This is a genomic window from Mucilaginibacter sp. 14171R-50, from assembly GCF_010093045.1.
In the GTDB taxonomy this organism is placed as follows: Bacteria; Bacteroidota; Bacteroidia; order Sphingobacteriales; family Sphingobacteriaceae; genus Mucilaginibacter.
Map to the genome: position 1 here is coordinate 4,029,899 of NZ_CP048115.1, position 24,727 is coordinate 4,054,625.

At 45.8% G+C, this 24,727-nt stretch carries 13 protein-coding genes; 5 read left to right on the forward strand and 8 right to left on the reverse strand.

Annotation, left to right across the window (positions count from 1 at the left end):
• Window positions 1–76: 76 nt before the first annotated feature.
• A complete protein-coding gene (locus tag GWR56_RS18280; protein ID WP_162432639.1) occupies window positions 77–469 on the reverse strand; it encodes a VOC family protein in 393 nt (130 codons plus the stop codon).
• 126 nt (window positions 470–595) lie between these two features.
• Here GWR56_RS18280 and GWR56_RS18285 point away from each other — a divergent pair, with 126 nt between their 5' ends.
• Window positions 596–6,205 carry an alpha-2-macroglobulin gene (locus GWR56_RS18285; protein ID WP_162432640.1) on the forward strand — a complete coding sequence of 1,870 codons (5,610 nt, stop codon included), beginning with the start codon at window positions 596–598 and terminating at the stop codon, window positions 6,203–6,205.
• A 221-nt stretch (window positions 6,206–6,426) separates the two neighbouring features.
• Here the strand turns inward: GWR56_RS18285 and GWR56_RS18290 are convergent, their stop codons facing one another.
• From GWR56_RS18290 to GWR56_RS18310, 5 genes are all read right to left on the reverse strand, one after another.
• Entirely contained in the window at window positions 6,427–6,831 is a 405-nt protein-coding gene (locus GWR56_RS18290) for a VOC family protein (RefSeq protein WP_162432641.1), read from the reverse strand.
• Window positions 6,831–9,059 carry a phosphoribosylformylglycinamidine synthase subunit PurL gene (gene purL / locus GWR56_RS18295; RefSeq protein WP_162432642.1) on the reverse strand — a complete coding sequence of 743 codons (2,229 nt, stop codon included), beginning with the start codon at window positions 9,057–9,059 and terminating at the stop codon, window positions 6,831–6,833. Before purL ends, GWR56_RS18290 begins: the two co-directional genes overlap by 1 nt.
• Window positions 9,060–9,266: 207 nt before the next feature.
• Window positions 9,267–10,085 (reverse strand): energy transducer TonB, encoded by an 819-nt coding sequence (locus GWR56_RS18300; RefSeq protein ID WP_162432643.1) that lies wholly within the window; start codon window positions 10,083–10,085, stop codon window positions 9,267–9,269.
• 173 nt (window positions 10,086–10,258) lie between these two features.
• Complete coding sequence (locus GWR56_RS18305) at window positions 10,259–10,840, reverse strand: DUF4468 domain-containing protein (RefSeq protein ID WP_162432644.1); 582 nt, start codon at window positions 10,838–10,840, stop codon at window positions 10,259–10,261.
• A 71-nt stretch (window positions 10,841–10,911) separates the two neighbouring features.
• Complete coding sequence (locus tag GWR56_RS18310) at window positions 10,912–11,952, reverse strand: outer membrane beta-barrel protein (protein ID WP_162432645.1); 1,041 nt, start codon at window positions 11,950–11,952, stop codon at window positions 10,912–10,914.
• Between the two features lie 569 nt (window positions 11,953–12,521).
• Here GWR56_RS18310 and GWR56_RS18315 point away from each other — a divergent pair.
• From GWR56_RS18315 to GWR56_RS18325, 3 genes are all read left to right on the forward strand, one after another.
• Window positions 12,522–14,696, forward strand: coding sequence for a glutamine synthetase III (locus GWR56_RS18315; RefSeq protein WP_162432646.1), 2,175 nt, complete (start codon window positions 12,522–12,524; stop codon window positions 14,694–14,696).
• Window positions 14,697–14,844: 148 nt separating this feature from the next.
• A complete protein-coding gene (locus tag GWR56_RS18320; protein WP_162432647.1) occupies window positions 14,845–16,698 on the forward strand; it encodes a chloride channel protein in 1,854 nt (617 codons plus the stop codon).
• Between the two features lie 48 nt (window positions 16,699–16,746).
• On the forward strand, window positions 16,747–17,928 hold the full coding sequence (locus GWR56_RS18325; protein WP_162432648.1) for an AIR synthase related protein: 1,182 nt from the start codon (window positions 16,747–16,749) through the stop codon (window positions 17,926–17,928).
• Between the two features lie 71 nt (window positions 17,929–17,999).
• On the opposite strand, the gene GWR56_RS18330 is transcribed toward GWR56_RS18325, so the two are convergent.
• Entirely contained in the window at window positions 18,000–21,284 is a 3,285-nt protein-coding gene (locus GWR56_RS18330) for a carboxypeptidase regulatory-like domain-containing protein (protein ID WP_162432649.1), read from the reverse strand.
• 332 nt (window positions 21,285–21,616) lie between these two features.
• Between GWR56_RS18330 and lpdA the strand changes: the two genes are divergently transcribed.
• Entirely contained in the window at window positions 21,617–23,005 is a 1,389-nt protein-coding gene (lpdA, locus tag GWR56_RS18335) for a dihydrolipoyl dehydrogenase (protein ID WP_162432650.1), read from the forward strand.
• A 54-nt stretch (window positions 23,006–23,059) separates the two neighbouring features.
• On the opposite strand, the gene GWR56_RS18340 is transcribed toward lpdA, so the two are convergent.
• A complete protein-coding gene (locus tag GWR56_RS18340) occupies window positions 23,060–24,697 on the reverse strand; it encodes a carboxylesterase/lipase family protein (protein WP_162432651.1) in 1,638 nt (545 codons plus the stop codon).
• Between the last annotated feature and the right edge of the window lie 30 nt (window positions 24,698–24,727).

The window sequence follows — 24,727 nt, forward strand, 5'->3', positions numbered from 1 at the left end:
CCACCTGGCTCGCAATGACATGTTTGTTATGTATAATCGGGAGATTGCTTCGTACCTCGCAATGACGAAAGTTTTATTACAACGGCCTACCTATCTCCCAATGATGCCCGTGCGGATCTATAAAATGCCCTAAGCGGTAGCCGTATGGTTGATCGGCAACGGGGTAAACAGTTTCAATACCTTCCGCTACCGCGCGCGCCGCGAATGTGTCGGGGTCGGCCACCATCAATCCAATTCGCACACTTATTCCGCCCAGCGCCTCCGGCGTAAAATTCCCATGTGCAGGCGATGCATCCGCAACAACGATACGCGCGCCTTCAATAGAAAGTTCGGCCACAGTAGCGCCATCCGGATCAGTATTGCCGCCCAAAACCCGGGCACCAAAAGCCCGTTTATAAAAATCAATAGCACCAATGGCGTTACTCACACTCAAGGTAGGGATGATAAAGGCGGAAAAATTATTTGCCATAATTAGTTGGTTTATAACGTAAAACTATCGAAATAAAAACACTTTTTGTGTGAGCAAATATATTTTCCACCCTATATTAATCTGCCAAAAGTTTTTTAAATTCATAGCAATTTACCCAACCTTGCTATGAATTACATTTCTAACCTTTTCCGTTCACGAAGAGGGCAAATCATTGTATCTGTATCGCTTATCCTTATCGCTTTGGTAATTTATTTTGCCAGGCAGCACCATCGCAACAATTTAAAGGTCGACGCTGCATTCGGCAGGTACATTGAATCGTACACCACAGGTGTTATTTCCAAACAAAGCACCATCCGCATAAAACTGGCGGGCGAGGTGCAGGTTGCTCACGCGCAAAACGAACAACTGAAGGATGATATTTTTGATTTTTCGCCATCGATAAAGGGAAAGGCCTATTGGGTTGACGACCGCACTATCGAGTTCAAGCCCGAAGCCGCGCTGGATGTCGACAAAAAATACAGCGCCGAATTTAACCTGGGTAAAATTGTTAAGGTAGACGATCACTTTGAACAGTTTAAATTTGGGTTTCAAACCATTAAGCCCGATTTCAGTGTAACATTCGCGGGCCTGCGAAGCGAGAGCGCCACCTCCGGCGAAAAAATGAAGCTTACCGGCACCATACAAACCGCCGATGCAGAAGATCAGGCAGGTGTAGAAAAGCTGCTGAATGTTACTTATACCACGCCGGTAAGCGTAACCTGGGTACATAACCCTATTGCCAAATCGCACCAATTTACCATTACAAAGATCACCCGTACCAATGTTGCTAACCCGCTCACGGTTGATTGGGATGGCGGCAAGTTGGATATCGACAAAAAAGGCAGCGAGGAGTTTAGGGTGCCGGCCCTTGGCGAGTTTAAGGTACTTGATATTAAGGCTGTTATGGATAACGACCAGTACGTGGCCGTTCAATTCTCCGACCCTATTATGGTGGGCCAGGAACTCGGCGGACTTATCGGTATCAATAACTCATCCGACCTGGCGTACACCATCGATGGCAGCGTTGTAAAGGTTTATGCCCCCGAACGCTTGCAAGGTAACTTCAGCGTTTTTGTAAACGAGGGGGTTGAAGACATTTATCACCGAAAAATAAAAAAGGCTTTTACCGCTAATGTGTTTTTTGAGAACCGCGAGCCGGCCGTAACCATCCCCGGCAAAGGCGTGATACTTCCCGATTCGGGTAAGCTAATGATGCCTTTTGAGGCCGTGAACCTGAATGCTGTAGATGTGAGCATCATCAAGATTTACGAAAACAACGTGCCGCAATATTTTCAAAACAATGGTTTTGATGGCGGTTACGAGTTGCGGCATGTGGGTAAACCTATCGTTCAAAAAACTATCAGGCTGGATACCGATAAGGGCTTAAACCTTAACAAAAAGAACCGTTTTATGCTGGATGTTGACCAGCTGATGCGTGCCGAACCGGGCGCAATATATCGTGTGATCATCGGTTTCCGTAAAGAATACTCGTTATACAATTGCAGCGTGGGCAAATTAGCAGCCAAAAATGACGACGATGATTATGATGAAAATGAATATGCAGGTGATAACATCAGCAAGGTAAACGACGAGGACGATGACTTTTGGCAGCGGTACGATAATTATTATCCCGAAAACTTTAACTGGCGTGACCGTAACGACCCATGCACCGAATCGTACTTTAGCAAGCAGCGCTGGGCTACGCGTAATATCATCGCATCTAACATTGGCCTGATAGCCAAACGTGGTAACGATAACAACATGATGATTGCGGTAACCAACATCCTGAGCGCTGAGCCTATGAGCGGCGTGGACCTGGAATTGCTGGATTATCAAAAGCAGGTGATGTTTAAAACCACATCTGATGGTGATGGCATGGCAACCTTTAGCCTTAAACGCAAGCCTTACCTGCTGGTAGCCAAAAAAGGAAAAGAACGCGGCTATCTTAAACTTGATGATGGCAGTTCGCTCCAGCTTTCCCGCTTTAATGTAGGCGGCGAACAGGTACAAAACGGCCTCAAAGGTTTCCTTTACGGCGAGCGTGGTGTTTGGCGCCCCGGCGATTCCGTATTTGTGACCTTTATTTTAGAGGATAAGTTAAAGACCCTGCCGGCAGACCACCCGGTAGAATTTGAATTGTATAACCCCAACGGACAGCTTTATCGCCGCATTACCAGGACAAGTTCTGTAGATGGTTTCTACAGTTTCCATACGGCTACCGAGACCTCCTCGCCTACCGGCAACTGGAACGCAAAGGTTAAAGTGGGCGGCGCGGTGTTCGAGAAGAAAATAAAGGTAGAAACCATTATGCCAAACCGCCTGAAGCTGAAACTTGATTTTGGCGGCGCTACAGAATTAACCAAAGGCAGCGGCGCAAACGGCACGCTAAACGCGCAATGGCTGTTCGGCGGCATAGCGCAAAATCTAAAAGCCAAGGTCGATGCCTTCCTGTCGTCGCAGAAAACCGCCTTTAAAGGCTACGAGGATTATAATTTCGACGATCCTACCCTGGGCTTTAATACACAGGCCCAAACGGTTTTTGATGGCAAATTAAACGAGAATGGCACCGCAGCCATTAACACCGATATCAATGTAGAAAAACAAGCGCCGGGACAACTGCGGGCCAACTTTGTGGTAAAGGTATTTGAGCCGGGTGGCAACTTTAGCCTGCAGCAGGCCAGTATGCCTTACAACGTTTACAGCGGCTACGTGGGCATTAAAACACCAAAAGGCAGCGACCTGAGCGGTATGCTGGTGACTGATAAAACCCATGAGATAGCGATTGCCGATGTTGATACCAAAGGTAACGCCATGGCGGGCAGCCGCACGGTTGAGGTGGAACTTTACAAAATACAATGGCGCTGGTGGTGGGACGACACCGGGAACGAGCTAAGCAATTTTACGCAGGACCGTTATAACAAGCTGATCAAGACCGAAACGGTACAATTGACGAACGGCAAGGGTAAATGGAACCTTAAAATTAACCAGGCGGATTGGGGACGCTATTTGATTAGGATTAAAGACCCCGAAACCGGCCACTCCACCGGTAAAATAATTTATGTTGACTGGCCAAACTGGTCGGAGCGTTTGCAGAACACCGACCCTACCGAGGCGGCTATGCTATCGTTCACGTCTGACAAGCCCAATTACAAAGTTGGCGAGGAAGCTACGCTGACCATCCCTACAGGTGGCGACGGCAGGGCTTTGATCAGTTTTGAGAATGGAAGCAAGGTTTTAAAAACCGTTTGGATAGACACCAAAAAAGGCGAAACCCGCTACAGCTTTAAGGTTGATGAAACCATGGCGCCAAATGTTTTTGTGAACGTTACGCTGTTGCAGCGCCATGCACAAACCGTTAACGACCTGCCCATACGCATGTACGGCGCTATCCCGCTAACGGTTGACGACCCCGAAACGATACTGAAGCCGGTGATCAGTATGCCGGACAAGATACGGCCCGAAACGCAGTCGGTTATTACGGTATCCGAAGCATCGGGCAAGGAAATCACCTATACCATTGCCATTGTTGACGAAGGTTTACTGGATATCACCAACTTTAAAACACCCGACCCGCATGGGGCCTTTTACGCCCGTGAAGCCTTAGGTGTAAAAACCTGGGACCTGTTTGATTACGTGATCGGCGCGTTTGGCGGCGGGCTGGAACGCATCCTGAGTATTGGCGGCGACGGCACAAACGGCACCAATAAAAACGTGACCATAAACCGCTTTAAACCTGTGGTGAAATTTATGGGGCCTTATCACTTAAACAGCGGTGATAAGCAAACGCATAAATTTACCCTGCCGCAATATGTGGGCTCGGTTAAGGCAATGGTTATAGCCGGGCATAATGGCGCATACGGCACCGCCGAAAAAGTGGTGGCTGTTAAAAAACCGTTAATGATATTAGCCACCCTGCCGCGGGTGCTCGGCCCGTCTGAAAAGATCCAGTTGCCGGTAACCGTATTTGCGATGGAGAACAACATCAAGTCGGTTAGCGTACAGGTGCAGTCGAATATGTTCAGCAATTTGGCCGGTAATAATTCAAAAACAGTAACGTTTGCCAAACCGGGCGATCAACTGGTAACCTTTGACCTGGATGTTAAAGATTTTGTAGGCGTAGGCAAAGTGAAAATAGTTGCCAAAAGCGGCGGCGAAACCGCGGCCTATGATGTTGAACTGAACGTGCGCAACCCTAACCCGCCGGTAACCCGCATATTTGAAAAGGAACTGAAACCGGGCGAATCATACGCTACAGCTTACAACGCAATCGGCATTAACGGCACCAACAAGGCCACGCTCGAGGTTGCCAGCATACCGCCTTTAAACCTTGCTGAGCGGTTAAATTACCTGATCACTTATCCGCATGGCTGTGTCGAGCAAATTACCTCGGCAGGGTTCCCGCAACTGTACCTTGGCCAGTTATTTGATCTATCGCCAAGGCAAAAAGCGGAAACAGAGCGTAATATTAAGTTAAGCATTAACCGTTTAAATGGTTTCAGGGTGCAGGGCGGCGGACTAAGCTACTGGCCGGGTGAAGGCACTGCCGACGAATGGGGAACAAACTACGCGGGACATTTCCTGATAGCTGCACAGGCTAAAGGCTACAGCCTGCCATCAGGATTTTTGGATGAGTGGAAACGGTACCAGAAACAAAAAGCGGTGAATTGGTCGCCCGACCCGCGTACCAATATCCATGGCTATTATTACTATACCGACCTGGTGCAGGCGTACCGTTTATACCTGCTTGCCCTATCGGGCTCGCCGGAGCTGGGCGCCATGAACAGGCTGCGCGAATACCAATACATCAGTGTGGAAGCGCGCTGGCGATTGGCTGCCGCTTACAAGCTTGCCGGCCAGCCCGAGGTTGGTTTACGCATGATAGCCGGCCTGCCAACCACCATTAAACCATACAACAGCATGTATGGAACTTACGGCTCGGACCTGCGCGACGAAGCCATGATACTGGAAACACTTACCCTGCTTGGCCAGCAGCAAAAGGCATCGGGCATGGTGCGCACAGTAGCTGCAAAACTATCGCAGGATAGCTGGTACAGCACGCAAACTACAGCCTACTCGCTCATCGCGATAGCACAGTATTGCGGCGCTAACCGGTCGGGTGGTAAACTGTCGTTCAATTACAACGCAGGCGCTGCAAAAGGCAATGTCAATTCATCAGCTTACCTGTGGCAGCAGCAGTTAGCGCCAAACAGCGGTAAGGTTACCTTGAAGAATACGGGGAAAAACAGGCTATATGTACGCCTGATACAGCAAGGCCAGCCATCATCCGGGCAGGACATAAAAACGTATGTTAACCCCGATGTAATGCAAATGCGTGTGGCTTACTTTACGCTGGGCGGCAAGGCTATCGACCCAACATCGCTAAAACAAGGCAGCGATTTTGTGGCGCAGGTTACCCTTAAAAACCCGGGTAAACGCGGGCGTTATGATAATTTGGCGCTGACGCAGATCTTCCCTTCGGGATGGGAGATACTGAACAGCAGGATGCTGAACAACGATGAGGCGTTTAAATCATCCCCATCTGATTACCGCGATATCCGCGATGACCGGGTGAACACTTATTTCAGTCTGGCCGAAGGCCGCGAGGTTACCTACTACGTAATGCTGAATGCGGCTTACGCCGGTAAATACTACCTGCCGGCAGCCTATTGCGAAGCCATGTATAACCATGACATTAACGCGCTGATAAAAGGGCAATGGGTTGAAGTGGTGAAGTAGGTGTTAGAGTTACAGGTTGGAGATTAGTGATCAGGTAGCTTACCTACATGTCATTTCGAGGGAAGCGCAGCGACGAGAAATCTACTACAAGCTGTAAGTTGCCGATTGCAAGGCGTAGAAGATTTCTCGTCGCGCCCGCGCAGATGTCAGTCTGAGCTTGTCGAGGACTTGTACGCTTGCTAATGGTTCGACAGGCTCACCATGACATTCTAATTGTGATGTCATTCTGAGCTTGTTGAAGATTCATACAACTCCAATGGCAAGCCATCGGGGTCGGTGAAAAAGGTAAAGCGTTTGCCGGTGGTTTCGTCCGTGCGGATCGGTTCGGTAGCCACATCATATTCGTTCAGGTGAAATATGGCTTCTTCCAGGTTATTTACTTCAAAAGCCAGGTGACGCAGGCCCAGCGCCTCGGGCTGCGAGGGACGGGCGGGTGGTCCGGGAAACGAAAAAAGCTCGATCTGGTACAGTCCGTTGACTTCCAGATCGAGCTTGTATGATCTTCTTGCTTCGCGGTAAACTTCGCGTACTATTTTAAATCCAAGTACTTGTGTATAAAACCGTTTAGAGCGTTCGTAATCTGAACAGATGATAGCGATATGGTGTATCCTGTTCAGCTTTAGCATTACTCGTCGCCTAAAATCACATGCAGTACATTATCGTGCACCATTTTTATATCGGTGATGTTGCCATAAAGCTCGCCATCAATGGTGGTATTACCAATACCGTTAACGGCGCCTAACAGGCTAAATTCTACTTCGCTGGTGGCCATCATCTCAATAAAACGTTCATGGTCGTCAGGTGCAATACTAACCACTACCCTGCCCTGTGCCTCGCCAAACAGGAAGGCATCTTTACGGATGCTGCTGTCGCTTTCGATATCAAAGCCAAGGCCGTTTGGCATAGCCGATTCTACCAGCGCCATATACAATCCGCCATCGGCTACATCATGTGCAGATTGGATTACCTTATGCTTAATAAGTTCTTTCACAACTTGGTGCATGGCATATTCCTTTTCCAGATCGAAATATGGTGCAGGCGCCTTCAGTATTTTGTGGTACGATGCCAGATATTGCGACGATGCAATATCGTTTTGCGATTCGCCTATAAGATAGATGAGATCGCCCGGTTGTTTAAAGTCAAGCGTCATCATGTTAGTCCGGTCGTCCATCACACCCAGCATACCAATGGTTGGTGTTGGGAAAACAGGGCCTTCATCTGATGATTGATTATAAAAGCTTACGTTACCACCTGTTACCGGGGTCTCAAATTTTGTACAGGCTTCGCCCATGCCTTTGATGGCGCCAACAAACTGCCAGTAAACTTCCGGCTTGTAAGGGTTACCAAAATTAAGGCAGTTGGTTATGGCAACAGGCTCGCCGCCTGCGCAGGTGATGTTACGCGCGGCCTCTGCAACGGCAATGGCCGTACCTTTTTGCGGGTCGGCATATACGTAGCGCGAGTTACAATCGCAGGTTAAAACAATAGCTTTATCGGTTTCCTTAACCGCAACAACAGCAGCGTCGCTCGGGCGGTTGGTGGTCATGGTCGATGTTCCAATCATCGAGTCGTACTGGTCAGTAACCCAACGTTTTGATGCCAGGTTAGCATGTCCTATCAGGTGCTCGGCCACTTCAACCAGGTCGGCAGGTTCGGCAACGTCTTCTATTCTAAATTTCTGGTTTTCGGCAAAGTAAGCGGGTTCGCGGTATTCGCGCTGGTAAACCGGAGCGCCGCCGCCAAGTACAAGGTCATCGGCAGGAACATCGGCAACCTTTACACCGTTCATAAAATACTCCAGGCGCTTGGTATCGGTAACTTCACCAATAATGGCGCAGTTCAAGTCCCATTTATCAAATACGGCCTCAACCAAAGCTTCCTTGCCTTTTTCAACCACGATCAGCATACGCTCCTGCGATTCGGAAAGCAGGATCTCGTATGGCTTCATATTTTCTTGGCGCATAGGCACACGGTCAAGGTGAATGATCATACCGTGCTCGCCCTTGGCGCTCATTTCGGAGTTTGAGCAGATAATACCTGCCGCGCCCATATCCTGCATACCAATTACGGCGCCGGTTTTGATCACTTCAAGCGTAGCTTCCAGCAACAATTTCTCCTGGAAAGGGTCGCCTACCTGTACGGCAGGTAGGTCGTTAACAGAATCTTCGGTGATATCTTTTGACGCGAAAGCCGCGCCGTGGATGCCATCCTTACCTGTTGCCGAACCTACTATATAAACCGGGTTACCCACACCATACGAGGTAGCCGAAACGGTCTCGCCGGCCTTAACAATACCTGCCGAAAACGCGTTTACCAATGGATTTATATTGTAGCACTCGTCAAAGAAAAGTTCGCCACCAACCGTTGGAATGCCGAAGGCGTTGCCGTAGTGGCTGATACCCTTAACTACGCCTTTAACCAACCACTTCGTTTTATCGAGGCTTAGATCACCGAAACGCAGCGAGTTCATTTGCGCGATGGGCCTTGCACCCATCGTAAATATATCGCGGTTTATACCGCCAACACCCGTGGCGGCGCCCTGGTAAGGCTCAAGCGCCGATGGGTGGTTGTGCGATTCTATTTTAAAGGCGCAGCCAATGCCGTCGCCGAGGTCAACCAATCCGGCGTTCTCCTCGCCCGCCTTGGCCAGCATACGCGGGCCGTCCTTAGGCAGGGTTTTAAGCCAGGTAATAGAGTTTTTGTAAGAACAGTGCTCGCTCCACATTACCGCGAAGATAGATAGTTCGGTAAAGTTGGGCACACGGCCTAATATCTCTTGTATACGTTCAAATTCCTCGGGTAAAAGCCCCAGATCGCGGGCGGTTTCAACGGTGGTTAATTCCTGGTTCTCCAATGTAGTTTTGTTTTTGTTGAAAGGATGCGCAAAATTAGCAAAAAAGGCGCAAAAGCAGAAAGGAAAAGAAGGTAAAAGCAGAAAGGTTATAGTTAAAGCAAAAACTTTTACATAGCTAAATCTCAAAAAAATGGCGATAAGAAAATCTTATCGCCACAACACACATCTACTCACAAATCACTAATCGCTAATCCCTTTAGATGTTTTTTATTCTTCGCTTAGTTGAAAATTCATCGGTATAGTGTACCTAACGCGTACAGGCTGGCCGTTTTGCATACCGGGTTTCCATGGCTTGGCAAGTTTTAGTACCCTTACCGCTTCCTCATCCATACCATAACCTGCTCCGTTTTGAACTGTAATATCAGATAAACGGCCATCCTTTTCGATAACAAAACTAACCAATACACGGCCGCCTTTGCCGGCATCCTGCGCCTGGGTCGGGAAGTGCAGGTTTTTGTTCAAAAACTTTGACCATGCGGCAGCGCCACCTACAGGCTCGGGCATAAACTCTAACCCACCAGTACCATGAATGGTATTGTCAACAACGGGTTCAACACCGCCCCCGCCGGTAGTAACCGGTAGATCTTCAACCGGTGCAACTGTACCGGTGCCTTTGGCAGTAATCGGCCCTATTTCTCCGGTAATATCAATATTTCTTGGCGGGTCGGATGTTACCGGCTCAGATGTAACTACCATAGGCACTAATCTGGTAGTAGCTACCGGCGGAGTTGGTTTTTCGGGAGCTGCAGGTTTTACAGGCTCTTTAGGTGGTTCTATTTTTAATTTATCAATCCGTACCTCTATTTCATGCCCAGGAACTTTTGGAGTGATATCCTCAACTTTTTTTAACGAAAAGTTATATAGCAATGCGGCAGCTATTACCGAAGTAAAAGCCATCCCCATAGCCTTTACCATATTGTCGCCATAATGCCGCCTCAGGTCAAAGGCACCATAACTCTTGTTGCGGTTGGCAAATACAAGCTCGATCCAATCGGGATTGTATAAATTAAGTTTTGTGTTAAGCATAGTGTTTGAAATTATATTTTACTAATTAACGTATTTTCAAAACAAAATGTTGCACAAAATCTAATTATTACGAAATAATGAATTGGATATTCAAATTAATACAATTTTTATATTGCAGATATTGGTTTATTGCAAATTATATTTTGTTTATTCTACCTGGATCGAAGCGATGCTTACCAGTTTTGGGTTGAGATCTTTTTAACCGCCTCCATTTTCACAGCTAAGGGCTGCTTATCCATGGCCTGCCGTAACTTTGTGGCGGTGACTATGCAGAATTGGCCAACCTGGTCAAGGTAACTGCCGACATCCTTTTTATTGTATTTATCAGCCATTTTTTCTAAAGGTACTTCTATCCCGGGGATGGGCACCATGTTGCCAAAGCGATCGCGCTGGTAAGGGGTAAACACAAAATTGCTTATACGGTAGCGGTACCGCAGATCTTTTGTCTGTATATTGATGGCATAGGTTATTTGCCCGGCCTCTTTCCTTACCAGCGAAGAACCGCTGTACACCATAAACTTACCAGATGTATTAAGCGTATTTTCCGCCTTACCTTTTGCCGGAGTAATTGCGCGATTAAAACCCGCTGCAAAATCCCAGGCACGTTGATACAGCGTATCTGCGGTTACACCCGGTTTATCTGCAATACGGTAGTAAACATAATTATTGCCTTCATCAAACGCCAACGAGTCGCGTTGTGCTGATGCCGTTTGTATGCATAATAAACAAAGCAGGCCTAAAATTATCTTTCTCATATACTTTATAAAGATAAGCCATCCGTGCAATACGGATGGCTTATGCAGATCAAATGTTTAGGTTAATTAACTTAAAACGCGTACACAGCGGCAAGTACAAATTGAGATGCCGACTTGGTAGCTGTAAGGTCCCTTTTTACAAATTGCTCGTTGCTTGCCTTATCAAGCCTAACTTCAGGAATGATAGTTAAAGGGCCCGCTTTTATGTTCGAAGTAAGGGTAAAAGCTTTAACATCGGGCCCGCCGTTCTTCAGCTTAAAGTACTCGCCCCTTATGCCAAAGGCTACGGTTTTTGATGCTGAAATCTGCGGGTATAAAGCAATTCCACTAAAGCCGTTACCACCGTGGGCGGTTTTATAATCAGCCGCGTTTAGCCCCAGCTTAAACATATCAGTTATCTGATAAGCCGTTGTAAGATCGAACTCAGTACCCGATACCGGGCCTGTTATAACGTTCAAATAAGCTGTCCAGCCTGTTACAGGGCTTATAAACAGTTGCGCGCCAAAATTTGACACATCAACATTGGATATATAAGAGTTCCACGAATCATTAAAGATACCCGCCATCAAACTTACTTTATCTGTAAAAGCGTAGGTTGCCTTTAGCCCCGCATTCTGGAACGGGCCGTTTGTGAAAAGGTACGATGTTGAGTAGTTAAAGTTGCCAACCGGCGAGATAACTTCGTAACCTATAAATGTAGCCATAAACCCACCTGTTAAATTAAACTTATCGGTAACATCATACGAAACATATAAATTCTGAATGTTAAAGGTTTCGCCGGCCGATCCGGGTACAAGTGATTGGTAAGATCCCCGCGGACCAAAGCTAAGCTCGCCAACAAACGCCGCTTTGCCAACTTTCTTTTTTAAGGCCAGGTCTATCATACCTATTGATACAGAATTTTGCTCGTTTGCAAAGCTGGTTTGAATATTGGACGAGCCCGGGGCGATAGATCCGCCGGCCGGGGCTTTAAAACCGGAAAAATCATACTTATAATAAGTATCTACCGAACCTGAAATGGTTAAAGGGGGATCTGTCTTGGTTGTGTCCTGCGCACTCGCTGCAAATACTGAAAAAGCAAAAAATGATAAGAGTAAAAGTCTTTTTTTCATGATAATGGATTTAAAGTTTGATTATTTAACTATTTAATTGATTATTTTTGTTTTAATTCACCAAAAGCGACGTTATGTGCAAACACTTTTCTATTAAAGTCGCATTAATTATAAAATTCAATTAAAATTTCAATTATTATTAATATTAATAACAAATAATTCAGATAACGGCCATAAAATTTATTGCTTCCGCAATTATTTACTAAATAATCTATAATAAATCACAAAAACAAATATAAATTTCATTAAATAGTACATTTTATTCAAATTTTATCAACAAATACAAGTATTTATATTGTAAATCGTAATAAAAACGAGAATAAAGCGAATTATTAGGCATAAACCCAACAAAAAATGTCTATGATGTCGAATAATTACAATTTAATTGGAAATTTAACGACAGGCAGTGGGGAACCATCTTAAAACAGAGGACTTGTATAAGAAATATTTAATTAGTGAGCGAATATCCGTCGAAGTTGAGCATTCAATGCCTATGAAACTTAAATAACTCAAAAGGGCATACTATTTAAAGGATTTTATAAATTTGGGCGAAACCAATTATTATTATCATGCCTAATATCCGTTTTCAGGCCCTTAGCGCTGTATTAAACCGCGAAACTCCCGAAATAAAGCTGCCGTCTTCCAAAATATCCGACTACTTTGGTGTAAATGTGTTTGATAAGCAGAAAATGAAAGAATTTCTTTCAAAAGATGCGTATAGTGTTATTGTTGATTCTATTGACAATGGAGTGCCTATCCCACGCGATATGGCCGAGCAGGTGGCATCATCAATGCGATCGTGGGCTATGGGTAAGGGAGCAACGCATTACACGCACTGGTTTCAGCCACTAACGGGCACCACTGCCGAAAAACATGACGCTTTTTTTGAACCCACAGCAGATGGCGGTTCGATTGAACGTTTTAGCGGCGACGCGCTTGCCCAACAGGAACCCGATGCATCCAGTTTCCCGAGCGGTGGCATTCGCAATACTTTTGAAGCCCGCGGTTATACCGCATGGGATCCATCTTCCCCTGCCTTTATAATAGGCCGCACGCTATGTATCCCAACAGTATTTGTATCGTACACGGGCGAGGCGCTGGATTATAAAGTGCCTCTACTAAAAGCTTTAAGCGTTTTGGATAAAGCCGCGGTAGATGTTTGCCACTATTTTGATAAAAGCATAGAAAAGGTAAACGCATCCTTAGGTATTGAGCAGGAATACTTTCTGGTGGATACAGCGCTGTTTAACGCCCGCCCGGATCTGTCGCTTACCGGCCGTACGTTGTTTGGTCACATGTCTGCCAAGAACCAGCAACTGGAAGACCACTATTTTGGGTCGATACCAAGCAGGGCGTATGCCTTTATGCAGGATATGGAGACCGAAGCGCTGCAATTAGGCATCCCCCTAAAAACACGCCATAATGAGGTAGCACCCTCGCAATTTGAGTGCGCCCCGGTATACGAAGAGATCAACCTGGCCATTGACCATAACCAACTGTTAATGGATATCATGGACAGGGTTGCCAAGCGCCACCACTTTAAAGTGCTGCTGCACGAAAAGCCTTACGCCGGCATCAACGGTTCGGGCAAGCACAACAACTGGTCGTTAATAACCAATACGGGCAAAAACCTGTTATCGCCGGGCAAAACGCCCAAAAACAACCTGATGTTCCTTACATTTTTTGTGAACACCATAAAAGCCGTACATGAACACGCCGACCTGCTGAGGGCATCAATCGCATCGGTAAACAACGACCACCGTTTAGGCGCTAATGAAGCACCTCCTGCTATTATATCTATATTTTTAGGCAGTCAGCTTTCGGAGGTCTTAGACGAGATAGATACATCGCGCCTGAGCAAAAAGATCAAAGAAGAGAACTCGCTTTGGCAGGGCATCCCTAAAATACCGCAGATATTAAAAGACAACACAGACCGCAACCGCACCTCTCCTTTCGCGTTCACCGGAAACAAATTCGAACTGCGCGCGGTAGGTTCCTCGGCCAATTCGGCCAGCCCTATGACGGTACTGAACCTGATCATGGCTGATCAGCTTAAAAAATTCAAGACCGATGTTGATAAGCTGATCAAAAAAGGCGAGAAAAAGGATGTAGCGCTCATGACCATTATCAAACGCTATATTAAGGAATCGCGAAATATACGTTTTGAGGGTAACGGCTACAGCGAAGAATGGGAAAAAGAGGCCGAAAGCCGCGGTCTGGCCAACATCAAGACCACGCCGAAAGCGCTTGATGCCTTTATATCCGAAAAGTCGCAGGAACTTTTTGCCGAAACCGGTGTGTTTACCAAACGCGAAGCCCACGCCCGTCATGAAATATTGCTGGACAGCTACTATAAGAAATTGCAGATAGAAGCCCGTGTAATGGGCGAACTGGTAATGAACATTATTATCCCTGCCGCTATTGAATATCAATCGAAACTAATTGAGAATGTTAAGGGTTTGAAAGAGCTTGGCCTTGATAAAAGCACGTATGCCGCCCAACTTGATATTATCAACCAAATTGCCGAGCACGTAAACTTCATTAAGGACAATGTGCAGGAAATGATCAACGAGCGCAAAAAGGCAAACGTTATTGACGACTTGCGCGAACGCGCCATTAGTTATGATGAAAAGGTAAAAAGCTATTTTCAGCCCATACGCTACCGGGTAGATAAACTGGAGCAGCTGGTTGACGACTCGCTGTGGCCGCTGCCAAAGTTCAGAGAGTTATTATTTATAAAGTAAAAACAAAAACCGCCAAAAACCGGCGGTTTTGTTATTTTTGCGCCTGTCGTTTTATGCAATAGCAAACATTCTTTACCGGTTGTGCATTATTGATACACCGCGTTGTGCATAATATACGGTATTCACAAACTTCAGCCCCTGCCGCGTAATGTCAAAAAAATACACACGTATAAAACATTATCTTGAATTTATACAACTGCTAAAAACCAGCAGACGGTATGGATTAAAAACGGCAAAAAGCTACGAGGTCATATTCAATTGGCTGCGTACAAAATTGTCCCACAGCCAGTTTCTTATCTTATCGGGCATTTTGGTTGGGTTTACGGCCGGGTTGGCCGGGGTGATCTTAAAACTTCTGGTTCATTATATTCACTTCATTATTACAAACAAGGTGCACTTTTCGCGCCAGCTCATATTTTATGGGCTATTCCCGGTAATGGGTATAACGCTTACCGCCCTTATTGTAAAGTATTTTTTTAAAGGGCAAGACCGCAAAGGGGTACCCGCCATACTTTACGAGATAGCGCGCAACTCCAGCTTTGTATCGCATGTTAAGATGTACTCGCAAGTGATACAAAGCGCGGTAACCGTAGGTTTAGGCGGCTCTGCAGGGCTCGAAAGCCCTATAGCCGTTACGGGCGCAGCCATAGGTTCTAACTTCGCGCAAACTTATAAGCTGAGCTATAAAGATCGTACTTTATTGCTGGCATCGGGGGCTGCCGCGGGTATTGCGGCTGCATTTAATGCGCCTATTGCGGGGGTAATGTTTGCTTTTGAAATATTACTTACCGGTGTAATTTTTACCGACTTTATACCCCTGGTTGTTGCCGCGGTATGCGGTAGTTTGCTATCGCGCATTATACTGAACGAAGAGGTGTTATTCAAATTCAGCTCCAGGCAGGGGTTTAACTATCATAACATACCATATTATTTGGTGCTGGGCTTTTTCTGCGGGCTATATGCCCGGTATTTCATCCTGATATCTCAACGCGTTGAGCATTATTTTCATCAGCTGCAATTTTCTAAAGTTAACAAAGCTATTGCAGGCGGACTGGTACTCTCCGTGTTATGCATGCTTTTCCCACCCCTGTTTGGCGAAGGATATGAAAGCATCAAATCCTTTACAAACGGCGATATAAACGAGGTTATCAGGCATAGTTTTTTTGGCTATTTAAACTATGGCGAGTGGGTGATCATTTTATTTTTAGCGCTGGTTTGCCTGCTAAAGGCGTTTGCTACTTCGATAACCATTTATGCGGGCGGTAATGGTGGTAACTTTGCCCCTGCGCTGTTCGCTGGGGGCACAATGGGCTATCTTTTCGCGATTACGTGTACCCAGCTCGGGTTTGCCGATGTACCCGTTACCAACCTCATTATTGTTGGTATGGGGGGCATGGTAGGCGGGGTATTATACGCGCCACTAACCGCTATATTTTTAATTGCCGAAGCGAGCTCGGGGTATGATCTTTTTATCCCCCTGATGATTGTTTGCGTTATATCCTTTTTAATGGCTAAATGGTTCTCGACCATCTCGCCCGACCTGAAACAGCTTGCTGCTGAAGGAAAGATATTTACTACAGAACACGACAAAAACCTGCTGCTGCTTATCAATACGGGAAATGTAATAGAAAAGAACACACCGGCGCTTGGCCTTAACTCGTCTTTTAACGATTTGTTAGATATCGTAAAAAAAGGAAATCGGAATATCATTGCCATACTGGATGAAAAACACCTGGCCGGCATAATTTATATTGACGATATTATGCCGCTCATGTTCAACCCTCAATTACACGAAAAATTTCAGATACTTAATGTAATGAAACCCCCGGTTTCAATCATTAATCATAACGAGGATATGATAGCCATTATCAACAAGTTTGATGAAACCGGCACCTGGGTTTTACCCGTAGTAGATGATGACAACTACTTTATAGGCTTTATATCAAAATCGGTTGTATTAAACCGTTACCGCCAGGTGTTAAAAGAACATTCAGACCTATAAAGCGTAAATGCCAACATCACTATTTAGTATTAAGCGCTATATTTGCCCATGACTTCTCCGCAAAGATATGATCAACGGGGCGTGTCGGCATCAAAAGACGATGTACACAACGCCATTAAAAACATTGATAAAGGGATATTTCCGAAAGCATTCTGCAAAATCGTTCCGGATATTTTAACCAACGACCCCGAATATTGCAACATTATGCATGCCGACGGCGCGGGTACAAAATCGTCGTTAGCCTACACTTACTGGAAGGAGACCGGTGATATTTCTGTGTGGCGTGGCATAGCACAAGACGCTATTATCATGAACCTTGACGACCTGCTTTGTGTGGGCGCAACCGATAACATCCTGCTATCGTCAACCATTGGCAGGAACAAGAACCTGATACCCGGCGAGGTGATAGCCGCAATTATTAACGGCACCGAAGAAATATTGGCCGAACTGCGGGATGCCGGCATTGGCATTTACAGCACAGGCGGCGAAACTGCTGATGTGGGCGATTTAGTACGTACCATTATTGTGGATAGTACCGTAACCTGCCGCATGAAACGCGACGACGTAATATCAAACCACCGCATACAACCTGGTGATGTTATTGTTGGTATGGCATCATACGGGCAGGCCACTTACGAAAAAGAATATAACGGCGGTATGGGCTCTAATGGTCTTACATCCGCCCGCCACGATGTTTTCAATAAAACCATTGCCGATAAATATCGCGAAAGCTATGACCCGGCAGTACCTCATGACCTTGTATTCAGCGGTAGTAAAACGCTTACCGATAAAATTGATATTGGCGGCGGCCAAAGTATTACGGCGGGCAAACTGGTATTATCGGCAACGCGTACCTACGCCCCTATCATCAAGGCTATTTTAGACAAGTACCGCAGCCAGATAAATGGGATGGTGCATTGCAGCGGCGGCGCGCAAACCAAGGTGCTGCACTTTATTGATAACCTGCACATCATTAAAAACAACCTGTTCCCTATCCCGCCGTTATTCAAGCTGATACAGGAAGAATCGAACACCAGCTGGCAGGAAATGTATAAGGTATTTAATATGGGTCACCGTATGGAGCTGTATGTGCCACAAGAAATAGCCGAAGATATTATCGCCATATCAAAAAGCTTTAACGTAGACGCGCAGATCATCGGCCGTGTAGAAGCTGCTGATAAAAAACAGGTGACTGTAACATCACCTTACGGAGAGTTTGTTTATAATTAAAAATATCAAAACCTTTAAACGAAGAAAGCCTCCCGAATTGGGAGGCTTTCTTCGTTATTAACAATATCTGCTTAGTTAAATATATAACGTAAGCCAAACTGCATGTAGTAAGTTGAGCTGATGCTAACATCATCCCTAAAGGTAGTTGACACCGGTAAGCCCCTGTCTGTTGCTATACGGAAGGTTGGCACTGTTGTACCGTCGGCCGCGATAGCGGTGTTGTTAGTTGGTACAAGTAAACCACGTGTATTAACCAGTTTGTGTAAGCCCCAGTTTTTATTTAACAAGTTACCTAAGTTGAATATATCAAAGCTAAACTGGATGGTGTTGCGTTTACCGCCTACGTTAACAAACAGATCTTGCAGGAATTTGAAGTCGACCTGGTTGCGCCAAGGTAAGTTTGCGCCGTTACGTTGCGCATACTGGCCTTTATGGTTTTTAAGGTAAGCATCCTGATCTACATAACGGAAGAACATATCGCTTTGCTGTTGAGCTGTGTAGGTAACAGCATTAGCGCCCGAACCTACAGTTAACGGTACAAATGTGATCTCTGACGGGTTTTTAGGAATATAGATCAAATCGGCATTGGCGCCATCACGGTTAAAGTCTGACGAATAAACGTAAGAGAACCTGCCATCAATTGAACCCTGGTAGAAGAACGTAAAAGTTGATTTTGCGTGTTTCAGGAACTCTTTAGCATAAGAGAAAGATGCAACTACACGGTTTGGAGCGATATAGTTTGCATAGCTCAGCTCCTGAGAGTTTGAACCATTGATGGTTTGTGTTCCCTGCCATGCAGAACCTGCCTGGTCACCACTTCCGTCGTAAAGGTTTTTAGCTTCAGATTTGATGTAAGCAAGTGATGCTGAGAAGTTTCTGCTGAACTGTTTATCTAACTTAGCAGTTACCGACCAGTAGTAACCTTTATTTGCATTATCAAGCACATAAGTATTAAACGCGCCTGTAGCTGTAGGTGTAACCTGTCCACCGGCAATATTATTTATGTATTTATCTGCATTAGCGCTTGGATAAAAAGCCCTGTGATCAGGGTATCCGGTAATACTTAGATCTGTAGGATCACTTAAGTTAGCATTTCTCCAGAAAGCCGTTTGCAGATCTTTATTATAAATACCCTCTAATGTACCCACAAAGCCAAATGGCAACTTGGTATCAACAGCTAAGCTGGTTTTCCATGTCTGCGGCATTTTTAAGTCAGGCGAGATAAATGTCATAGCCGACGGTAAAGTTGTACCTGCTTTTGGTTGAGTAGTAGGGCGGTAAGCGTTAGGATCAGGGTTAAATATCCCCGGTACTTCGTTACCTGCGGTACCATCATTGATCTGGGTAATTTGCAATAAACCTGCATCGCTGGCCTGGCTAACTATCCATACAAATGGCAAGCGGCCGGTAAATATACCCGATCCACCGCGTACCTGCAGGCTACGGTCGCCATTAACATCCCAGTTAAAGCCAACACGAGGAGAGAACATTATTTTAGCGGTTGGCAATGTAGCTGTGTTTAACTTCTCGTTGTTTGCAAAGGTTAAAGGGGTAACAAGCGGATGCTGGCCCAATACTTTCGGATAAGTAGGTCGGTCTAATCTTAAACCGGCTGTTATACGGAAGTTATCGTTTACGCGGTAATCATCCTGGCCGTAAATTGAATACTGTGCAAATTTAAAGCTTGGGAACGATTGCGCGTATCCGGGCGCTAATGAATATGTTAAGGCATATGTTGCCGGATTGGCTTTATTCAGGAAATCATCTACAGAGTTATACCTGTAGTAGCTGGTACCATAACGTTGGAAACCGTTCTTGGTTGTGCTAAAATCAGCCTGGAAACCAACTGTAAAGTTATGCTTACCTGCAGTCCATTTCAGGTTATCTACGAATGAATAAGTAGACACATCCCTTAAGTTACCGTAACTGAAAAGCTCGGTACCAAATGATGTATAAGGCTGGCCGCCTTCTAATATGTCAACAAACGGGAATAAAGGTCCGTCTGTTGTACGGGGGTCATTCTGCCTTGTGCGTGATGCGCGTAAAGTATTTGAGAATCTTCCGAAAGTACCGTTCCATTCAGCTGATAACGAGTAGAAGTTAGCTTCCTGGTAATAGTTAGCGCTGTTAAAGTTTAACGAGTTTACATCTGTACGGCCGGCACCCGATGTAAAGCTCGATGGTGCAGCCGATGTACCGTTAACAAAATTAGGGTCACGGCTTTCAACCTGGCTGTAACGCACGTTGAATTTGTGGTTATCGCTGATATTCCAGTCTAAACGGCCTAACAAATTGGTCCGCTCAAACTGAAAACCATAGCCCTGGTAAACACCCGGGTCGTAGTTATATTCAGATTTCAAGAAATCCCTTATCTCGTTTAACCTGGTATCTGTTGGGCGGGCAACGTTACCGCCGGTTGGGTTTGCTGCTGTAGCTGCAACACGCGATTGACCCGGCCTTGTTGTTGTTTGCCTTTCAGCATTAACAAATAAAAATAATTTGTTTTTTACGATAGGGCCGCCAACTCTTGCGCCCCAGGTTCTATCGTTCAATGGTTGCCTTTGCAGCATATTTGGGCCAACATTTATACCTTGTTGCTCCTGGTTTCTCCAATAAGTGTAAACCGAACCGCTAATGTCGTTGGTACCAGAACGGGTAACAGCGTTTAATGCGCTACCAATAAAACCAGATTGTGTAACGTCATAAGGGGTTACGTTTACCGATATCTCTTCTAACGCGTCCAATGATATTGGAGAGCCGCCGGCCGGCAGGTTACCACCAATACCAAAGCTGTTGTTAAAGTCAGATCCGTCTACGGTAATGTAGTTTTGCCTGAAGTTACCACCGCCAATTGATGTACCGTTAGCTTGCGGGGTTAAACGGGTTAAATCGTTAATGTTACGCGTAATAGTTGGTAAGGTTAAGATCTCGCGGGTACCGATGTTAGTAATAGCGCCGTTACGCTCACCGTTCATGATAGAGCGGGGGTTGGTGGCAACTATATTAACTTCGCTAAGTACCGCAGCGCCTTGCGACAGGGTTTCGTTTAGTACAAAACCCTCACCTAATTTTAAGTACACATCAGTTACTGTTTTAGCGTCGTAACCGATGTAAGAAACAACTACAGTGTAAGGGCCACCTACACGCATGTTGTTGATAGTAAAACGTCCGTCGGCGTTTGTTGTAGTAGCATAAGTGCTACCGCTTGGCTGGTGCGTGGCCTTGATGGTTGCACCAATCAAGGTTTCGCCTTTCCCGTCCTTGATAAGGCCTGTCATACTACTTGTTGTTACCTGTGCAAAGGCAGCAACGGCAGCAAACAGAAAAATAATAGAGAGAAGTAAATGTTTTCTCATGTTTGTTTTTTTTTGTTAACTGATAAGTGAATTAATCATTAAGTGATTTAATGCCGCAAAGATAAGTATTACAGGCGTTGGGTATATTAAGTTAATGTTATAATAATTATATACTTTTCAACATTTAATAGCATAAATAACTAAAAATGAAATTTTGATGAATAATAAGTGTAATATTTACAATACCAGTGTCAAATTTTAAAATAAACCTTTTGATTATTAGTTAATTACCTTAAATTTCCGGCCTCGATTCTAAATCACTCCCGATTTTTCATTTACACCGCTTTTTAGTTAGCTTTGCATTCCAAAAAATCATAAAAGATACATACTATATGGATTACGATTTAATTGTTATTGGTTCGGGCCCGGGCGGTTATGTTGCCGCTATACGCGCATCGCAGCTGGGTTTAAAAACCGCCATTGTTGAAAAAGAATCGCTTGGGGGCATTTGCCTTAACTGGGGTTGTATCCCTACAAAAGCTTTATTAAAAAGCGCCCAGGTTTTTGAATATTTGAATCACGCGGCTGACTATGGTATAAAAACCAACGGCGGCGAAGTTGACTTTGAGGCCGTTGTTAAGCGTAGCCGCGGCGTGGCCGATGGCATGAGCAAAGGTGTTCAGTTTTTGATGAAGAAGAATAAGATCGATGTAATTATCGGTTATGGCTCTTTAAAATCAAAGGGAACAGTATCGGTTAAAATAGCCGACGGCACCACTAAAGATTTTACCGCCAAAAATATCATCCTCGCTACGGGAGGCCGCTCGCGCGAATTGCCTAACCTTAAACAGGATGGCAAAAAGGTAATTGGTTATCGTCAGGCTATGGTATTGCCAAAACAGCCAAAATCAATGGTTGTGGTAGGCTCAGGCGCCATCGGTATCGAGTTCGCTTATTTCTACAACGCTATTGGTACGCAGGTAACCGTGGTTGAGTTTTTAGATAATATTGTACCGCTTGAGGATGAGGAGATATCAAAAGGACTTTTACGCATCCTTAAAAAGCAGGGTATCAACATCATGACCGGTTCTACCGTAGAATCTGTGGATACCAACGGCGAAGGCTGCAGGGTAAATGTTAAAACCGCCACCGGCAACCAGGTGCTTGAGGCCGATATTGTTTTATCTGCCATAGGCATATCAACCAATATTGAAGGGATAGGCCTTGAAGAAAACGGTGTAAAAACAGATAAAGGCAAGGTTTTGGTTGATGATTTTTACCAAACAAATGTTGAGGGCGTATATGCCATAGGCGATATTGTTAAGGGCCAGGCATTAGCGCATGTTGCATCTGCCGAAGGTATCATCTGCGTAGAAAAGATAGCCGGGCAAAACCCCGAACCCTTAAACTATAACAATATCCCCGGCTGTACTTATTGTATGCCCGAAGTTGCATCTGTTGGTTACACTGAGAAGGCGGCGAAAGAAGCCGGTTACGAAGTCAAGATCGGCAAATTCCCGTTCTCGGCATCGGGTAAAGCAAGCGCTGCCGGTGCAAAGGACGGTTTTGTTAAAGTGATATTTGATGCTAAATATGGCGAGTTTTTGGGCGCGCACATGCTGGGTCATAACGTAACCGAGATGATAGCTGAAGTGGTTACAGCACGCAAGCTGGAAACAACCGGGCACGAGATCATCAAATCAGTACACCCTCACCCTACCATGAGCGAGGCAGTTATGGAAGCCGCTGCTGACGCCTACGGCGAAGTAATACATTTATAAATCGTTGATATAAAAAAGCCGCTCCGGAAATTCCGGAGCGGCTTTTTTATGCCGTTACTTTTTCATATACCCCGTATCTAAAAACAGGTACCTGTTTCGTAGTTGGATGCTTTCCTTTTCCAACACGGTTTTTACATCAATATTAATGAAGGTTACCGGGCTGTCTTTTACATTGGCATTCCACTTGGGTAAAAAACCATCGTTAGGGTTACCAGTTTTTATAAAATTGGCGAAGTAGCCTTCCATAGTTGCCGATACTTGGTAGTCAGCCGGTGTCCATGCGTAATTTGTGTTAGTTGCCAGGTTTCCCATTGCGTATTCAATTTCTGACGCGTGTGCCGCGCCTGCGTAAGGTTGGGGCCCCTTTTTAGTTTCGGGTTTTGCTGTATCGCCTTTAATAACGCCGCCCGCAAGGCCCGCTTTGGCGTTAGCCATTTTGGCCGTCATCGGCGGCAGTGGTTTCGAGAACAGGTAGCGGTAAACCGGCTTGCCGCTCGTTAAAGCATGTGCGTCGGTCCATTTCCATGTACTATATGATATAAAGCGGTCGCTGGCCAGCTCAGTTGCCGATTTTATCACCTCCGTTTGCGTTGTACCGGGATAAAGTTTTAGCACTTCGTCGGCCTTTTCGCCGTACAGCATTTTAACCTGCTTTGCATAATTTTCGGGCGTTGGCGCATTTCCGTACATTAAGGCCTGGTAGGGTATCTCGGCGGAATTCCATCCGGCTAACAAGGGCACTTTGGCCTGTTCGCCTGCTAAAAAACTTTCAACGGGCTTTTTCAGTAAAAAATAGCCGTCAACAGTGGGCGACATCGGCGGAGTGCCCGGCATCGATGCATCATCCAGCAGCTTATCGGCAGGTATAGCACGCAGCGCTTCCAGGGTTGTAGCGCCTATCTTCTCACCAAATTTAACACCATTCTTCTCGCCCTCGGCTAAGGGTATGGCAGGCAACGTTGGATTTATCATCGCGCCGCTTTCGCCTATGGCGCCGGCAAACATGTTTTTTGACAATGGAGATACCATTTGTGCTGATACCGCTATAGAGCCGGCTGATTCGCCTGCTATGGTCACGCGTTTTGGGTCGCCGCCAAAGGCCGCGATGTTTTGCCGTACCCAGCGCAGGGCTGCGGCCTGGTCAAGCAAGCCATAGTTGCCCGACGCGTGATGTACTGACTCTTTGGTAAGCTCGGGATGCGACATAAAGCCGAATACCCCCAGGCGGTAGTTTACCGTAAGTGCAATAATGCCCCGTTTTGCCATGCTCTCACCGTCGTAGCGCCTTTCAGAACCGTCGCCGGAAACAAAACCGCCTCCGTAAAAATATACCAGCACGGGCAGTTTGGTTTTTGAGGGTTTCGCGGGCATCCATACGTTCAGATACAAACAGTCTTCACTCATGCCCGGGGTGCGGAAGCCCATATCGCCAAATACCTGTTTTTGCATGGCATTATATCCAAAGGCATCGCACTTTCGCACACCGGTCCAACTGTTTACCGGTTGAGGTTCTCTCCAGCGCAATTCGCCAATGGGTGGCTGCGCAAAAGGTATCCCCTTAAAGCTGATAACTCCCGATTTTTCGGTTACCCCTTCAACAATGCCATCGGCAATTTTTATTTGTTTACCGGTTTGCGCCAACAGGCTCGTACAGGCAAACTGCAGCAGCAATAAGAACGATATTCTTTTCATGAGTTATATTACTATTGGTTAGTTTCAGTT